This is a genomic window from Tardiphaga sp. (assembly GCF_025356345.1).
In the GTDB taxonomy this organism is placed as follows: domain Bacteria; phylum Pseudomonadota; class Alphaproteobacteria; order Rhizobiales; family Xanthobacteraceae; genus Tardiphaga.
In genome coordinates this window covers 1-15199 of the sequence record NZ_JANXTC010000345.1, presented here as the reverse complement: position 1 = coordinate 15199, position 15199 = coordinate 1, and the positions used below count along the sequence as shown (strand labels likewise).

The window sequence follows — 15199 nt, the reverse complement described above, 5'->3', positions numbered from 1 at the left end:
GATCGACGAGTTCGAGAAGCTGCTCACCGATCGCACCAAGATCGTCGCCATCACGCACATGTCGAACGCGCTCGGCACGCTGGTGCCGGTCAAGGAGGTCGTCAAGATCGCCCATGCCCGCGGCATCCCGGTGCTGGTCGACGGCAGCCAGGCCGTCGTGCACATGACCGTCGACGTGCAGGACATCGACGCCGACTTCTACATCTTCACCGGGCACAAGCTGTATGGCCCGACCGGCATCGGCGTGCTCTACGCCAAGTACGATCATCTGGTGGCGATGCGGCCCTATGCCGGTGGCGGCGAAATGATCCGTGACGTCGCGCAGGGCTGGGTTACCTATGGCGATCCGCCGCACAAGTTCGAGGCCGGAACCCCGATGATCGTCGAGGCGATCGGGCTCGGTGCCGCCATCGACTACGTCAATTCGATCGGCAAGGAGCGCATCGCGGCACACGAGCATGATCTGTTGACCTACGCCCAGGATAAACTGCGCGAGATCAATTCGCTGCGCATCATCGGCTCGGCCAAGAACAAGGGCCCGGTGATTTCATTCGAGATGCAGGGCGCGCACGCGCATGATATCGCCACGGTGATCGATCGCCAGGGCGTAGCTGTGCGGGCAGGCACGCATTGTACCATGCCGCTGATGGAACGATTCAACGTTACGGCAACGTGCCGCGCGTCGTTCGGGATGTATAATACCCGTGAGGAAGTTGACCACCTCGCCAAGGCGCTGATCAAGGCGCAGGAGTTGTTTTCATGAGCCATACGGTCGAAGCCAAATCGGCGGACGTCTCCGACGTAAAGGCCAGCCAGATGCAAACCATCTCGGCGCTGTCGGTCGATGAGACCGAACGCCTCGGTACCGAGATCGTCGCCGCGCTGAAAACGGTGTTTGATCCGGAAATTCCGGCGGATATCTACGAGCTCGGCCTGATCTACAAGGTTGATATCAAGGATGATCGCAGCGTCGGTGTCGAGATGACGCTGACGACGCCGAACTGTCCGGCCGCGGAAGAAATGCCGATGATGGTCGAGAATGCCGTGGCCAGCGTGCCGGGCGTCGGCGTGGTGACGGTCAACATCGTCTGGGAGCCGACCTGGACGCCGGACCGGATGACGGACGAGGCCCGCCTCGTCCTGAATATGTGGTGAGGCTGCGTCGGATTGGTCGAGGCAGCAACGCCGGCCTTGAATGGCCGCAAGGACTGGACACATGACTGAGATCACACCCGCCACACCGAATGCAAAGCCGAAGCCCCGTCCGCGTCCGCAAGTGATGCGGCTGACCGACGCCGCTGCGTCACGGATCCAGGAACTGACCCGTCGTGCCGATTCCGAGATTGTTGGTCTGCGCGTCGGTATCAAGAACGGCGGCTGCGCCGGCCAGTCCTACACCGTCGAATATGCCCATGATGTCCGTCCGACCGACGAAGTGGTCGAGGACAAGGGTGTCAAAATCCTGGTGGAGCCGAAGGCGGTGCTGTTCCTGCTCGGCACCGAGATGGACTACAAGGCTGACAAGATGCAGTCGCAGTTCATCTTCAATAATCCCAACCAGACCGGCGCCTGCGGCTGTGGTGAGTCGGTGCAACTGACGGCCGCCAAGCGGGATTAGCTGTCGTGTCCCGGACGCGGTGTGGCATTCTTCATGGCGGGCCGCTGAGCCGCGACCTTATCGAGCGCCGGTGCCACTGGCGGTCCCGGATCCGCGAAAGCATGCCTCTTATTGCATCGCTTCCGCGGCAAGCGTGAAGCTTCCGCCCACGCCGATCCCGTCTTACGCTTCCACATGGACCGCGATTTTCTCATCGAACTGTTTGGCGGCTTTGGGCCGGTAACGATCCGCCGGATGTTCTCCGGCTATGGCGTCGCGGCGGACGGCGTCAACTTTTCCCTGGTGTTGCGCGGCGCGGTCTATCTGCGCGTCGATGCCACGACGATTGCTCGCTTCGAAAGCGAGGGCTCCAGGCCGTTTCAATATGAGATGAAGGGCAAGCCGCGGGTGATGGGCTCGTACTGGCAGTTACCTGACCGGCTGTATGACGATCCCGACGAAATGGCGGAGTGGGCGCGGGCGGCGTTTGCCGCGGCTGAGCGCGCAATGCTGGCGAAGCGGAGCAAGGCGAAGAAGGTGACGAAGAGAAAAGCCGCGGTTCGTAGGATGGGTTGAGTGCTTGCGAAACCCATCGGCAGCGGGTGATGGGTTTCGCGAAGACGCTCAACCGATCCTACCAGCGAAGGCCTTCACGCCACCTGGATCTGCAACTCGGCGGAATATTCCGGATCGGCTTCGCAGATCACGCGGTTACGGCCGTTGCGCTTGGCGGCGTAGAGGCAGGCATCGGCGCGGCCGATCAGCGAGTCCATGTCGTCGTCGGGCTTCAGCACCGAGACCCCGATCGAGATGGTGACGCGGCCAAGGATTTCGCCGGTTGACTTCTTCTTCAGCTCTTTTGACATCACCGCGCGGCGCAGATGATCGGCGACGGTCAGCGCCTGTCGTAGCGACGTGTCCGGCAGCACCACGGCGAATTCCTCTCCGCCATAGCGGGCCGTGATATCCTGTCCCTTGATCGTCTGTTTCAACGATTGCCCAACGAGGCGCAGCACCTGGTCGCCGGTCAGATGGCCATAATTGTCGTTGAAGGATTTGAAATGGTCGATGTCGAGCATCAGCAGCGACAGCGGCTCGCCCTGCTTCAAAGCAGCGCTGATGGCGCCGATCAACGCGCGGTCGAAATATTTGCGGTTGCCGAGTGCCGTCAGCGGATCGGTCAGGCTTTCGACGCGGATCGCCTCGAGACTTTGCTGTAGATGATTGATTTCACTTTTCGAAGTGATGAGGCGCGCCTCGAGGGCGGAGTTGGTGTCGTGCGCTTCGCGGGTCGATTTGACGAGGCTTTCGATCACCAGCTTGACCTGCTCGCGGCTGTTTGCGAGCGCCAGGCTTTGGCTGACGCCTTGCAGCGAGTTGCCAAACGTAGCGGTCATGCCAAGCGCATCGGTAATCAAGGCCATCACATCATCGATCTCGCCGATAACGCGAGCGCCAACCTTGTCGATTCGATCCGTGGTTCGGAGCTGCGACAGATAGGTTTCGTAGATCAGATCAAGGTCGGCATCGGTCAGCCGGCCGTTACGGGCCAGCGTCTCGTTGACGACCTTGTTCAGCGCGGAATTGTAGCCGGTAGCGTAGATGTACCAGATCTCGTAATTGCGCGGAATCGCGGTGTGGCGAAGCGACCTGATCTGGCCCAACGCGACCTCGGCGAAGGCCAAGGTTCGTTCGTGTTCGTCGACGATTCCGGTCACGTTCTGTGTCCTTGCTGGCAGCTCTGCCAACTTGCGCGAAATTCGTTAAATTAATATCGAGCTTAGACTAACGGACGTTGATGAATGACCGGTAAAGGACATTGCTCCAATTAGATGCGTGCGCGCACCGGTCTCAGCAGGAACGCTGGCAGGTGCGAATGATCAGCCGGCTCCGAGGCTTCCTCGCGGCGTGGGCGCGGCGTCTCGGCCCGCCCGATCGACGGGGTGCGGGAGACCGGAGGCGCCGCGGGCGGTGTGAACGCGGCTTCCGCGGCCTTTGGCTGCGGGCTTCTGGGCTGCGGGCTTCTGGGCTGCGAAGCCTGGGGTTGTGGAGCGGCCTCAACGTCGGCGCGGCGTGGTTCGCGCTCGCGGCGCGGCTTGCGATCGCCGGAACCTTCGCCACGGCCACCACCGCCGCGTGAACTCTCGCGACCGCGGCCACCACCGCGCGGCTGTTCCGCATTGGCTTCGCGGTTGCCGGTGCGGTGACGCGATTGGCGCGGCCGCTCGGTGCTGTTGTCCGCGGCGGGGGCGGCGTCACCCTCAACGGCCTCGACCACGGAAACGCCGCTCTCGGCTTTCGGAATCGCCTGACCGATCAGTTTCTCGATCGCCGCCATGGATTTGACGTCGGACGGAGCCACCAGCGAGATCGCGGTGCCCAGGCGTCCGGCGCGACCGGTGCGGCCGATCCGATGGACGTAGTCATCGGGATGATGCGGCACGTCGAAATTGAAGACGTGGCTGACGGCGGGAATATCGAGGCCGCGGGCGGCGACGTCGGACGCCACCAGGATCGGCAGCTCGCCCTTGCGGAACTGGTCGAGCGCCGCGGTGCGGGCCGACTGCTCCATGTCGCCGTGCAAGGCGCCGACGCTGAAGCCGTGCTTCTCGAGCGACTTGGCCAGCAGCGCTACTTCCCGCTTACGGTTGCAGAAGATGATCGCATTGTTGAGGTCGGTGGCATCGCGCATCAAGGCGCGCAGTGCCTCGCGTTTCTCGTGCGGCTCGCGGCCGACGGCGACCTGCGACTGCGTCACGGTGATCGCCGTAGAGGCGGGCTTGGAGACTTCGATTTTCACCGGATTGTGCAGGAAGGTTTCGGTGATGCGGCGGATTTCGGTGGGCATCGTCGCGGTGAATAACAGCGTCTGGCGGGTGAACGGTACCAGCTTGCAGATCCGTTCGATATCCGGAATGAAGCCCATGTCGAGCATGCGGTCGGCTTCGTCGATCACCAGCAATTCGACGCCGGTGAGGAGCAGTCCGCCGCGCTCGGTATGGTCGAGCAGGCGGCCGGGGGTGGCGATCAGCACATCGACGCCACGGGTCAGCTTGCTATCCTGGTCGCCGAACGAGACGCCGCCGATCAGCAGCGCCACATTGAGCTTTTGTCCGACGCCGTATTTGTCGAACTGCTCCTTGACCTGGGCCGCGAGTTCGCGGGTCGGTTCGAGGATCAGGGTGCGCGGCATGCGGGCGCGGGCGCGGCCCTTTTCCAGCATGGTCATCATCGGAAGGACGAAGGCAGCGGTCTTGCCGGTGCCGGTCTGGGCGATGCCGAGCACGTCGCGGCGCGCCAGCACATGGGGAATCGCCTGTTCCTGGATCGGAGTGGGAGTAGTGTAGCCGGTGGCTGCGACGGCAGCGAGCACCTTGTCGGACAGGCCGAGATTGGAGAAGGACATTGAGCCTCTGTTATGCGGGCATGATCTCGGCCGAAAACCGGAAAGACCACTTTTCGGGACCATGCCTCTGGAAGAAACCGCCGCTTGGATTCACGGAAAACACTGTCGCGCTCAACCCCGGAGCGGCAAGCTAGATTGCACGGGGATCTCAGGGCGCAGACAGGCGGCTTACTCGAGGTATCGCGTTTCGATACCGGGCCGCGTCGAGGCGGAAGATAGGGGGGAAACCTGCAAAGTCAATGCGTAAACCCCGATGGGCACGAAAAAGCCTAATGATTTCGGGGAATGGCCGCCGAAACGCGTCAAACGCTAAGTTGACGCGAGCGGGTGAAGCTCGGTTATGGTCGTCGCCGGCGCAGATGGCCCTCATCGGCGGTATTAACGAGGGATGCTCTCGGCAAAATCATTGAAACAGGACAGCCTCTCGTCCTGCTCCGTATAGAACCGGCAGCTCGCGACGTCCCGTGCCGAGGGCGGTCTGTCCTTCGGTGTCGAGGCGATCAGCGTATCATAGCAGCTCAGGCGGCCGCTGGTCCCGTCCGCGATGCGAAGGCAGGCCAGCAAGCCGTCATGGATGGCGGCCGGCGTGCGCCCCCCCATCGGAGCGGTGGTTTGCGCAAGGACAGGTGCCGCACAAAGCAACGCGGCGATCACGATGGTCTTTCTCATCTCAGGTCGCTTCTATGAAGGGATGACGTGGAGATGGCGAGCATGAACGATTCCGGCCGCCGCCTGTCGTGTCGGAACGAGAGCCCGCCGGTCGTGTTACTTGCCGTAGGTGCCGAGCTGGCGGCCGAGGTCCTGCATGACGAACACGTTCATGCGCAGGTTCACGGCCGCGCCGGTCTGGGTCTTGGCGTCGATTTCGTAGGTGGTGGGATCGACCTGCCGGATGCCGACTATCTGGGTGATCTCCAAGGCGGCAAGCGGACGGGTGGCCACCGCAGCTGGCCGTATGGCCGCTGGCTTGCGCACGGCTGCGGCGCCGCGGGCAGGCGGCGCGCTTTCACTGGCCGATTCGGGGGCGGCGACGGGGGCCTGGGCCGCGGCGATGACCGTCGTCATCAACAGCGCGGCGGATGCTCGGAACAGTGTTCTCACAATTAGGCTCCCGTATTCCGAATCGCGCGATGTCGCGCGTTCATGGCAAACTCTATTGCCGGTTACGGATGCAAAATCCAAATTGTCAGAAACCGCTTCGATCACTTCAGGGTGAGAGCCGGGGCCGGGAGCTTCCGCATATAGGGCCGATATCGCCGCGCAACGCGACCAAATCCGTAGTCATTGAACTCTTTTTCAGCGCTGGTAGCGTATCCGGATTTCGAATTCCGGCGATGAAGGTGGCAAAGCATGAGACCTGTCATGGAAGTCCACGAGCCTGATCCGAAACCGCCCCGTCGCCTGACCACCCGTTGCTGTATCGTTGGCGGCGGCCCGGCGGGAATGATGCTGGGCTACCTGCTGGGGCGCGCCGGCATCGATACGCTGGTGCTGGAAAAACACGCCGACTTCCTGCGCGATTTTCGTGGTGATACCGTGCACCCGTCGACCATGATGGTGATGCACGAAGTCGGCCTGCTGCCGGACTTTCTCAAGCGACCGCACCAGAAGGTTGATCGGCTCAGCGGCGAGTTCGGAGGCGCCATGTTTCGGATCGCCGATCTGACGCGGGTGAACGCCCCGGCGCCTTACATTGCTTTCATGCCGCAATGGGAATTTCTCGATTTCATGGCGGCGCAAGGTTCAGCCTTTCCTAGCCTCGCCATCATGCGAAATACCGAAGCCGTGGATCTCCTTCGAAGTGAGGGGCGTGTCACCGGCGTAGTGGCGCGTACCCAGGACGGTGACATTCATATTGCCGCCGATTTGACCATTGGCTGCGATGGCCGGCATTCGCGGCTGCGCGATCTCGCGGGGCTCATGGTCGAGGATATCGGCGCGCCGATTGACGTGCTGTGGTTTCGCATCGCCAGGACCGGGGCTGGCGATCCGGCCTTCCTCCATGCCGCGATGGGCCGCCTGATGGTGACCATTGATCGCGGCGATTACTGGCAATGCGCCTACATCATTGCGAAGGGCCAGGTCGATGCGTTGAAAGCCCGCGGCCTGCCGGCGTTTCGCGACGCCGTGGTCGAGATGGTGCCGGCGCTGGCCGACCATATTGACGACGTTACCAGTTGGGACGACGTCAAGCTGCTGACCGTCACCATCGATCGCCTGCGCAAATGGTCGACCGGTGGTCTGCTGTGTATCGGCGACGCCGCGCATGCGATGTCACCGGTCGGCGGCGTCGGCATCAATCTCGCGATCCAGGATGCGGTGGCGACGGCCAATATTCTGGCGGACAAGCTGCGACGCAACGCTGTCACCGACGACGACCTGGAGGCCGTGCGGCAGCGCCGGCTGTTTCCGGCCACGGTCATTCAGGCGGCGCAGGTCCAGATCCAGAACCGGATTATCCGCCGTGCGCTGCAGGCTGAGTTGCGACCACCGACCATCATCCGGCTGCTCAATACCATGCCGCTTCTGCAGCGACTATTCGGCCGTTTGATCGGCATGGGCATACGCCCCGAGCATGTGCGATCGCCATCGGGATCGGCATTGCCGGAGGCACGATAGCGCGGCTTCCGAAGCGCGCAGTCGTGGTTACGCGGCTCGGGTTCTTAAGCTGCCTGTGTGAGGTTCAAGGATGCAAGCTTCCTGTCGTGTAACCTGAAGGGTCGCTTTGGGCTTTTTCGCGTGTGAAAGAAGCCTTGGCGAAAGGCCTATCCCTGCACCGAAAAGCCGCCATCGACGGGGATCGCGGTGCCGGTGACAAAATCCGACGCGGCTGAGCCGAGAAATACCGCGATGCCCGCGAAATCCTCCGCCGCGCCCCAGCGCGCCGCCGGCGTGCGCGCCAGCACCTTGTCGTGCAGACCATCGACTTGTCGCCGCGCAGTCTGCGTCAGCTCGGTATCGATCCAGCCAGGCAGGATGGCGTTGCACTGGATGTTGTCAGGCGCCCAGGCCACCGCGCAGGAGCGGGTGAACTGCACGATGCCGCCCTTGCTGGCGGCGTAGGCCGGTGCGAAGCTGGTGCCGAAGATCGACATCATCGAGCCGATATTGATGATCTTGCCACCGCCCGCGCGCTTCATCGCCGCGTGCGCCGCCTGCGAGCACAGGAAGGCGCTGGTCAGGTTGGTGGTCAACACCATGTTCCATTCGTCGAGCGCAAGTTCGTGCGGTGGCTTACGGATGCTCATGCCGGCATTGTTGACGAGGATGTCGACGCGGCCAAATTTGCTCTCGGTTCGTGCCATTATCGCTTCAACGGCGACCGGGTCGGTGACATCTGCGGTGAGGCTGATCGCCTTGCATCTTGCCTGCATCAATTCGGCGACGGCCGCCTCCGACTTGGCTGTGTTGCGTCCGACCACCACGATGGAGGCGCCGGCCGCTGCCAACCCGCGCGCCATGCCAAGGCCGATGCCGCCATTGCCGCCGGTGACGATCGCAACGCGGCCGGTGAGGTCGAACAGTTTGGTCATGAATTCCGTCCCGTTGAATGGCAGCCTGATAGTCACAGGCACGGGATGGACCATCGCAAGACGAGGAGGGCGATGGAAGGGGCGGAGCTCAGCGGCGGCTGAGCCACATCAGCACAAGTCCAACGGCGGCGAGCCCGGCGCCATAATAGGCCCACTGCATCTGGCTGATCATGAAGCTGGAACGGGGCCAGCCCACCAGACCGGTGCCCTGGCCAATCCAGAGCAGGCCAATGGCGAAAGCGAGAAGACCGAGGGTCAGGAAGGGGATGCGCATAGGACAGGTACGGGTTTCTAGATGTCAGGTTTCAATCCGGACTCGACCATGATGGCCGAGGCCGGAGTGCGGTGATCAGCGCGCCTTCACGCTCGGTTCGCGGCACCACAGGCGGAACTGGCCGAGTTGATCCACGAAAGCCGCGATGTCGTTGGGGCCGTTAAGAGCAATCACACCCTCATCGAGCGAATCGTAGATGCCGGCCTTGGCGAAGAATGGTGTGGCGGCCACGGCGTAGCCGATGAATCTGCGATGCGCAAACGCGTCGGCGACAAAATTCCGCGCCGTGGATTCCGCGAGCAGATCGTCGATGCCCGCCGCCGACGGCAACAAGGCAACCGCGTCGTACAGGACCGAAGGTCCGCCATCAATCATTTGATCGGCTTCGATCCAGCTGCCATCGCTGGCCTCGACGTCGCCGACCTTTGGCGCGATGATCTCGCACACGGCGCCTTTCTTGGCCAGCGCCGACTGCAGGGAAATAAGCACCTCGGCGTCGGTGCCATCGTTGACCACAATGCCGAGTTGGCGTCCCTTGAAGCTGTTCGAGCCTCGCTCGACGATGATCAAATCGGGCGAGGGCGCAAGGTCCTGCCGCGTCGCGATCGCGGCGTCGGCCGGTTTTGGCATCTTCTTGATGCCGAGCAGGGTCGCCACCCTGTTGGCGAGCCCTTCCTCGATATTGGGCAAATGCGACACCATCCGCTCGCGGATCGCCGGAATCTTTACCTTGCTGAGTTCGAAGGTCAGCGCGGCGGAATTCTGGCCGTCGGCGAGGGGCAACCGTGGGCAGTCGTCAGCAGACGGGTACTGGAATTGGCGTGCTGATTCAGCTCGCCGCCTTCGCCGCGCTGCAAAGTCTGGTCGTGAATCTTCGCCTTGCCGACAAAGCCGGTGGTTTTCCTGGCCATGCTGGAATGCCTTTATCGCGTTTCGGCATTCCAATACTCCATGATGATTTGAGTTCCGGCGGGTCGGAAATCGTCCGGACTACATGTGGACCAGCCAGCGATTTGCCGCCCGACACTAGACGTCGAGCAGATCTTCGCTGGCGAATTCAGCCTTGTCCGAGATGAAGGCAAATCGCGCTTCGGCCTTGGTGCCCATCAGGCGTTCGACCGAATCCGCGGTACCTTCGCGGTCGTCGGCCAGCAGCACGACCCGCAGCATGGTGCGCTTCGACGGGTCCATCGTGGTCTCCTTCAGCTGCGCGGGCATCATCTCGCCAAGGCCTTTGAAGCGGCCGACATCAACCTTGGCATTGGCGTTGAACTCGCTTTTGAGCAACTGCTCCTTATGCGCATCGTCGCGGGCGTACACGGTCTTGGAACCATGCGTCATGCGGTACAGCGGCGGCACCGCCAGATAGAGATGACCTTCGTCGATCAGTCGCGGGGTCTGGCGGTAGAAGAAGGTGATCAGCAACGAGGCGATATGCGCGCCGTCGACGTCGGCGTCGGTCATGATGATGATCTTGGAGTAGCGCAAATCCTCTTCGCGGTACTGCGGACCGATGCCGCAGCCGATCGCCTGCATCAGGTCGGAGAGCTGCGCATTGGCGGTCAACTTCTCCTTGGTGGCGGAGGCGACGTTGAGGATCTTGCCGCGCAGCGGGAGGATGGCCTGGGTCTTGCGGTCACGCGCCTGCTTGGCGCTGCCACCGGCCGAGTCGCCCTCGACAATGAACAGTTCGGAGCCTTCGGCAGCCGTATTGGTGCAGTCGGCGAGCTTGCCGGGCAGGCGCAGTTTCTTCACCGCGGTCTTGCGCGAGATTTCCTTCTCGGCGCGGCGCCGCAACCGCTCGTCGGCCCGCTCCAGCACGAAGTCCAGCAGCTTGTTGGCCTGCAGCGGGTTGCCGGATAGCCAGTGGTCGAACGGGTCCTTAATCGCCTGTTCGACGATGCGCTGGGCCTCCGCGGTCGCGAGGCGGTCCTTGGTCTGGCCCTGGAATTCCGGCTCGCGCACGAACACGCTCAGCATCACCGCGGCGCCGACCATGACGTCTTCCGAGGTGATCGAACTGGAGCGCTTGCCCTGGCCGACGCGCTCGGCGTGATCCTTGAGGCCGCGCAGCAGCGCGCTGCGCATGCCGGCCTCGTGGGTGCCGCCGTCAGGGGTCGGAACCGTGTTGGTATAAGACGACATGAAGCCGTCAGCATCCGCGGTCCAGGCCACCGCCCATTCGCAGGCGCCATGGGCGCCGTTGCGACCGGACTTGCCGGAGAACACGTCGGGATGCACCAGCGTGTCGGCGTGAATGGCCGCGCCGAGAAAGTCCTTGAGGCCGCCGGGAAAGTGAAACTCGTCCTCGGCCGGGACGCCCTCGATGCCCTTCAGCAGTTCTGGATCGCATTTCCAGCGAATTTTTACGCCGCCGAACAGATAGGCCTTGGAGCGCGCCATCTTGAACAGCCGCTGCGGCTTGAATGCCGCCTTGGCGCCAAAAATATCGGTATCCGGCTTGAAGCGAATCCGGGTACCGCGGCGGTTATGTACCTTGCCGAGATCGACCAGCTTGCCCTGCGGGATGCCGCGGGCAAAGGTCATCTTGTAGAGTTGCTGGTTGCGGGCAACCTCGACCTCGAGCAGGGAGGACAGCGCGTTGACGACGGAAACGCCGACACCATGCAGGCCGCCGGAGGTCTCATAGACCTTGGAATCGAACTTGCCGCCGGCGTGCAGCGTACACATAATGACTTCCAGCGCCGACTTTTTCGGGAATTTCGGATGCGGATCGATCGGGATGCCGCGACCATTGTCGGAGACGGTCAGGTAGCCGTCGGCATTCAATTCGACTTCAATAAAGGAGGCGTGGCCGGCCAGTGCCTCATCCATCGAGTTGTCGATGACTTCGGCAAACAGATGATGCAGCGCTTTTTCGTCGGTGCCGCCGATATACATGCCGGGCCGTCGCCGGACCGGCTCCAGGCCTTCAAGGACCTCGATGTCCGCGGCGGTATAACCATCCTCCGCCGTGGCGGCGCGAGGCGCCGCTTTGGCGGTCGGCGCGGGCTTGGCCGCGGCTCCCGCAAAAAGATCAGATTTAGCGTTCGATTTCAATGGCTTCGACATGGTTCTTTATGTGTTGTGCGCAAAATTCGCGAATCGATTTCCCTGACTATGCCACGGTTACGTTGGCAATGTGACCGGCGGGCTTGCGCCAGCCGGCCGGTTGGCGCGGATGGCCGCAACCCCTGATCGTGTTGTGACTTGCTGTGAGCGGTGCGGCCGGTCTACGTCTGGCTCAAGACAATCACCTCAAGGCAGGTTCAGCGATACCGCCAAATATCTGGCTTTCGCGGAAGGACAATTCCGACATGGAAGGCTGGATGCACGGATTGATCGATTTCGTGCGCCTGCACCAGCACTGGGCTGCCCCGATCGTTTTACTGTTGGCGTTCGGGGAATCGCTGGCCTTTATTTCGCTCCTGATCCCGGCCTGGGGCGCGCTGGTGGCGATCGGCGCGCTGATCGGGGCTAGCGGCATCAGCTTTTGGCCGGTGTGGATCGCGGGGGCGGTTGGCGCTGCGCTGGGCGACTGGCTGTCCTACTGGTTCGGCTTTAAATACAAGGACCGCGTGTCGCAGATGTGGCCGCTATCAAAATTCCCCGAATTGCTGCCACGCGGCGAGGCCTTTGTCCGGAAGTGGGGCGTGCCGAGCCTCTACATCGGCCGGTTTTTCGGACCGTTGCGGGCCTCGGTGCCGCTCGCCGCCGGCATTTTCGAAATGCCGTATTGGCGCTTTCAGGTGGCCAATTTCCTGTCCGCAATGATCTGGTCGGCGGTGCTGCTGCTGTTCGGCGACGGGCTGTCGCACGCGGTGGAATGGCTCTGGACGCTGCGATAGCGGCTGGAATAATTGTCAGGACGAGGTGTTGGTGCGGAGAGTGTTCTGGCGGTCGCATCTGGCACCGGTCATGAAACGCTGATATTTGTCGCGCCGTCGCGAGTATGAGTTCGCGAAGTCCGGCTCTAACGGAGGATGTCCCCATGGAATTTTCACGACGTCACGCATTGGCGGGTGCTGCCGCTCTCGCCGCTTCGCCGTTGATCTCGGCCGCGCCGGCCCGTGCCGCCGTGCCGCTCGCCGACAAGCAGGCGCCGAGCTTCTACCGCTACAAGATCGGCGACGCCCAGGTGAACGCCATTTCAGACGGTGCCAGCACGTTTCCGTTGCCCGACAGCCTCGTGCTCAACGTCAAGAAGGACGAGGTCAACGCGGCGCTCGAGAGGGCCTTCATGCCGAAGGACAAGATGACCATCCACTTCGCGCCGCTGGTGATCAACACCGGTGGCAAGCTGGTGGTGATCGATACCGGCAACGGTCCCGGCGCCTTCGCGTCCAGCAAGGGCAATGTCGGACAGTTTACCAGCAACATGACGGCGGCGGGCTTCGATCCCAAGGCGGTGGACACGGTGGTGATCTCGCATTTCCACGGCGATCACATCAACGGCCTGTTGACGGCCGATGGCGCGGCGACGTTCCCCAATGCCGAGGTTCTGGTACCGGCGGTGGAATGGAAATACTGGATGGACGACGGCGAGATGAGCCGCGCACCGGCGGGGCGCATGGCCGACCAGTTCAAGAACATCCGTCGCATCTTCGATGCCGGCCTGAAGAAGAAGGTCACGCCCTATGAATGGGGCAAGGACGTCGCACCGGGCCTGCTGGCGGTGGAATCGATCGGCCACACGCCTGGCCACACCTCCTATGTGCTGTCGTCCGGCAGTGACAAGCTTTTCATCCAGTCCGATGTCACCAATCATCCGGCGCTGTTCGCGGTCAATCCGGGCTGGCACCTGATGTTCGATCAGGACCCGGCGCAGGCCGAGACTACGCGGCGCAAAGTCTATGACATGCTGGTCGCTGACCGGATGCGGGTGCAGGGCTTCCACTATCCGTTCCCGGCCAACGGGTTTGTCGAGAAGGATGGCAATGGCTACCGGCTGGTGCCGGCGCCATGGAGCCCGGTGATCTAAGGCAGGCGATGTCGTCGCGGCGCGGTTGGAATCCCGCGCCGGGACGACGAACTATCCGTGACGTGATGACCCAGGCGCGATAAAGTGGCTGCTGATAACCTCTCACCAGGAGAAGGCATCATGGAGCTGTCACGCCGTCACGCTTTGGCCGGCGCCGCCGCGCTCGCCGCGTCGCCGTTCATCCTCAATGTTCCAGCGAGGGCAGTCGCGCCGCTGGCCGACAAACAGGCCCCTGGTTTTTATCGCTACCGGGTCGGCGACATCCAGGTGAATGCCATTTCGGATGGCGCGGGCAGTTTTCCGCTGACGGACGCCTACATCGCCAACGCCAAAAAAGACGAGATCAACGCCGCGCTGGCAAGGGCGTTCCTGCCGAAGGACAGGATCACGACTTTCTATGCGCCGCTGGTGCTCAACATTGGTGGCAAACTGGTCTTGATCGATACCGGCAACGGGCAGGGCGCCTTTGCGTCGAGCAAGGGCAATGTCGGTCAGTTCACCACCAACATGGTGGCCGCGGGGCTTGATCCGAAGGCGATCGACACGGTGGTGATCTCGCATTTCCATGGCGACCATGTGAACGGTCTGCTGCTCGCGGATGGCACGCCGGCGTTTCCCAACGCCGAGGTGCTGGTGCCGGCGGCGGAATGGAAGTTCTGGATGGATGACGCGGAGATGAGCCGGGCCTCAGGCGACCGCATGACCGGTCTTTTCAAAAATAATCGCCGCGTCTTCGAGGCCGGGTTGAAGAAAAAGGTCACGCCGTACGAATGGGACAAGGACGTGGTGCCGGGTCTGCTCGCGGTCGCATCGATCGGCCATACGCCGGGCCACACCTCCTATGTGCTGTCGTCGGGATCGGACACGTTGTTCGTTCAGTCCGACGTCACCAACCTGCCGGCGCTGTTCGCCACTAATCCGGACTGGCACGTGATGTACGATCAGGACCCGGCGCAGGCCCAGGCGACGCGCCACAAGGTCTATGACATGCTGGTGGCCGAGAAGATGCGGGTGCAGGGCTTTCACTATCCATTCCCCGCCAACGGCTTCGTGGAGAAGGACGGCAACGGCTATCGGCTGATGCCGGCGCCGTGGAGCCCGGTGATGTGAACGTCTTGACGAAATTTGGTGGTGGCCCTATCACCGCGCCCATGATCAACGTCGCGACCAGCATCATTGCCCGCCGCCGCCGCATTCTCGCGGCAGCTGTGGACACTCGCGTTTAGGATCGTCCCACTGCCGCCGGATCCGGTCCGCGGCAGTCCTTTGCACAACAAGCGCGTTCCGATCCGACGGCTCCTCATTCCAAGGAGACCGCCATGTATACGCCGCCCGCCTACAAGCCTGACCGCGCCGCCGCTTTAGGGGGCGCCGCCGCGCGCGGATTCGGCACCGCCCGCGCCTGGGA

The 15199-nt window shown here is 62.6% G+C and carries 16 protein-coding genes and 1 pseudogene; 8 read left to right on the top strand and 9 right to left on the bottom strand.

The window, feature by feature from the left end; translation table 11 throughout:
- The 4 genes from Q0S16_RS21090 to Q0S16_RS21075 all read left to right on the top strand — a co-directional run.
- A partial coding sequence (locus tag Q0S16_RS21090) for a cysteine desulfurase (protein WP_295852604.1) occupies positions 1 to 763 on the top strand: 763 nt, incomplete at its 5' end.
- Entirely contained in the window at positions 760 to 1155 is a 396-nt protein-coding gene (locus Q0S16_RS21085; RefSeq protein WP_295852601.1) for an SUF system Fe-S cluster assembly protein, read from the top strand. The genes Q0S16_RS21090 and Q0S16_RS21085, both read left to right, overlap by 4 nt.
- A gap of 61 nt (positions 1156 to 1216) precedes the next feature.
- On the top strand, positions 1217 to 1618 hold the full coding sequence (locus tag Q0S16_RS21080) for an iron-sulfur cluster assembly accessory protein (RefSeq protein ID WP_295852598.1): 402 nt from the start codon (positions 1217 to 1219) through the stop codon (positions 1616 to 1618).
- 174 nt (positions 1619 to 1792) lie between these two features.
- On the top strand, positions 1793 to 2173 hold the full coding sequence (locus tag Q0S16_RS21075; protein ID WP_295852596.1) for a TfoX/Sxy family protein: 381 nt from the start codon (positions 1793 to 1795) through the stop codon (positions 2171 to 2173).
- 74 nt (positions 2174 to 2247) lie between these two features.
- Here the strand turns inward: Q0S16_RS21075 and Q0S16_RS21070 are convergent, their stop codons facing one another.
- The 4 genes from Q0S16_RS21070 to Q0S16_RS21055 form a co-directional block, all read right to left on the bottom strand.
- Entirely contained in the window at positions 2248 to 3315 is a 1068-nt protein-coding gene (locus Q0S16_RS21070) for a GGDEF domain-containing protein (protein ID WP_295852590.1), read from the bottom strand.
- A gap of 110 nt (positions 3316 to 3425) precedes the next feature.
- A complete protein-coding gene (locus Q0S16_RS21065) occupies positions 3426 to 5003 on the bottom strand; it encodes a DEAD/DEAH box helicase (protein ID WP_295852588.1) in 1578 nt (525 codons plus the stop codon).
- A gap of 378 nt (positions 5004 to 5381) precedes the next feature.
- Positions 5382 to 5672 carry a hypothetical protein gene (locus Q0S16_RS21060; protein ID WP_295852584.1) on the bottom strand — a complete coding sequence of 97 codons (291 nt, stop codon included), beginning with the start codon at positions 5670 to 5672 and terminating at the stop codon, positions 5382 to 5384.
- A 96-nt stretch (positions 5673 to 5768) separates the two neighbouring features.
- Positions 5769 to 6104 (bottom strand): hypothetical protein, encoded by a 336-nt coding sequence (locus Q0S16_RS21055; protein WP_295852582.1) that lies wholly within the window; start codon positions 6102 to 6104, stop codon positions 5769 to 5771.
- A gap of 249 nt (positions 6105 to 6353) precedes the next feature.
- Between Q0S16_RS21055 and Q0S16_RS21050 the strand changes: the two genes are divergently transcribed.
- Positions 6354 to 7622 carry an FAD-dependent oxidoreductase gene (locus Q0S16_RS21050; RefSeq protein ID WP_295852580.1) on the top strand — a complete coding sequence of 423 codons (1269 nt, stop codon included), beginning with the start codon at positions 6354 to 6356 and terminating at the stop codon, positions 7620 to 7622.
- A gap of 146 nt (positions 7623 to 7768) precedes the next feature.
- Here the strand turns inward: Q0S16_RS21050 and Q0S16_RS21045 are convergent, their stop codons facing one another.
- The 5 genes and pseudogenes from Q0S16_RS21045 to parE all read right to left on the bottom strand — a co-directional run bounded on the left by Q0S16_RS21045 (position 7769) and on the right by parE (position 11882).
- Positions 7769 to 8536: a glucose 1-dehydrogenase gene (locus Q0S16_RS21045; protein ID WP_295852578.1), complete on the bottom strand. Its 768-nt coding sequence runs from the start codon at positions 8534 to 8536 to the stop codon at positions 7769 to 7771.
- An 88-nt stretch (positions 8537 to 8624) separates the two neighbouring features.
- Positions 8625 to 8810, bottom strand: coding sequence for a hypothetical protein (locus Q0S16_RS21040; RefSeq protein ID WP_295852575.1), 186 nt, complete (start codon positions 8808 to 8810; stop codon positions 8625 to 8627).
- Between the two features lie 75 nt (positions 8811 to 8885).
- Positions 8886 to 9569, bottom strand: a pseudogene (locus Q0S16_RS21035) (catalase-related domain-containing protein); the annotation flags it as partial.
- A complete protein-coding gene (locus tag Q0S16_RS21030) occupies positions 9557 to 9721 on the bottom strand; it encodes a hypothetical protein (RefSeq protein WP_295852570.1) in 165 nt (54 codons plus the stop codon). The gene Q0S16_RS21030 and the pseudogene Q0S16_RS21035, both read right to left, overlap by 13 nt.
- 115 nt (positions 9722 to 9836) lie before the next feature.
- The gene (parE, locus tag Q0S16_RS21025) at positions 9837 to 11882 is read right to left on the bottom strand and encodes a DNA topoisomerase IV subunit B (protein ID WP_295852567.1); all 2046 of its coding nucleotides are present in this window, start codon (positions 11880 to 11882) and stop codon (positions 9837 to 9839) included.
- A gap of 245 nt (positions 11883 to 12127) precedes the next feature.
- Here parE and Q0S16_RS21020 point away from each other — a divergent pair, with 245 nt between their 5' ends.
- The 3 genes from Q0S16_RS21020 (at position 12128) to Q0S16_RS21010 (ending at position 14901) form a co-directional block, all read left to right on the top strand.
- Positions 12128 to 12658: a DedA family protein gene (locus Q0S16_RS21020; RefSeq protein ID WP_295852564.1), complete on the top strand. Its 531-nt coding sequence runs from the start codon at positions 12128 to 12130 to the stop codon at positions 12656 to 12658.
- A 143-nt stretch (positions 12659 to 12801) separates the two neighbouring features.
- Positions 12802 to 13791 (top strand): MBL fold metallo-hydrolase, encoded by a 990-nt coding sequence (locus Q0S16_RS21015; protein ID WP_295852560.1) that lies wholly within the window; start codon positions 12802 to 12804, stop codon positions 13789 to 13791.
- Positions 13792 to 13911: 120 nt separating this feature from the next.
- Complete coding sequence (locus Q0S16_RS21010; protein WP_295852557.1) at positions 13912 to 14901, top strand: MBL fold metallo-hydrolase; 990 nt, start codon at positions 13912 to 13914, stop codon at positions 14899 to 14901.
- Positions 14902 to 15199: the final 298 nt, after the last annotated feature.

Coding starts and splice junctions, on each gene's coding strand:
- Q0S16_RS21020 (WP_295852564.1), top strand. CDS start 12,128: ATGGAAGGCTGGATGCACGGATTGATCGATTTCGTGCGCCTGCACCAG.
- Q0S16_RS21060 (WP_295852584.1), bottom strand. CDS start 5,672: ATGAGAAAGACCATCGTGATCGCCGCGTTGCTTTGTGCGGCACCTGTC.
- Q0S16_RS21010 (WP_295852557.1), top strand. CDS start 13,912: ATGGAGCTGTCACGCCGTCACGCTTTGGCCGGCGCCGCCGCGCTCGCC.
- Q0S16_RS21040 (WP_295852575.1), bottom strand. CDS start 8,810: ATGCGCATCCCCTTCCTGACCCTCGGTCTTCTCGCTTTCGCCATTGGC.
- parE (WP_295852567.1), bottom strand. CDS start 11,882: ATGTCGAAGCCATTGAAATCGAACGCTAAATCTGATCTTTTTGCGGGA.
- Q0S16_RS21085 (WP_295852601.1), top strand. CDS start 760: ATGAGCCATACGGTCGAAGCCAAATCGGCGGACGTCTCCGACGTAAAG.
- Q0S16_RS21050 (WP_295852580.1), top strand. CDS start 6,354: ATGAGACCTGTCATGGAAGTCCACGAGCCTGATCCGAAACCGCCCCGT.
- Q0S16_RS21015 (WP_295852560.1), top strand. CDS start 12,802: ATGGAATTTTCACGACGTCACGCATTGGCGGGTGCTGCCGCTCTCGCC.
- Q0S16_RS21045 (WP_295852578.1), bottom strand. CDS start 8,536: ATGACCAAACTGTTCGACCTCACCGGCCGCGTTGCGATCGTCACCGGC.
- Q0S16_RS21075 (WP_295852596.1), top strand. CDS start 1,793: ATGGACCGCGATTTTCTCATCGAACTGTTTGGCGGCTTTGGGCCGGTA.
- Q0S16_RS21065 (WP_295852588.1), bottom strand. CDS start 5,003: ATGTCCTTCTCCAATCTCGGCCTGTCCGACAAGGTGCTCGCTGCCGTC.
- Q0S16_RS21030 (WP_295852570.1), bottom strand. CDS start 9,721: ATGGCCAGGAAAACCACCGGCTTTGTCGGCAAGGCGAAGATTCACGAC.
- Q0S16_RS21080 (WP_295852598.1), top strand. CDS start 1,217: ATGACTGAGATCACACCCGCCACACCGAATGCAAAGCCGAAGCCCCGT.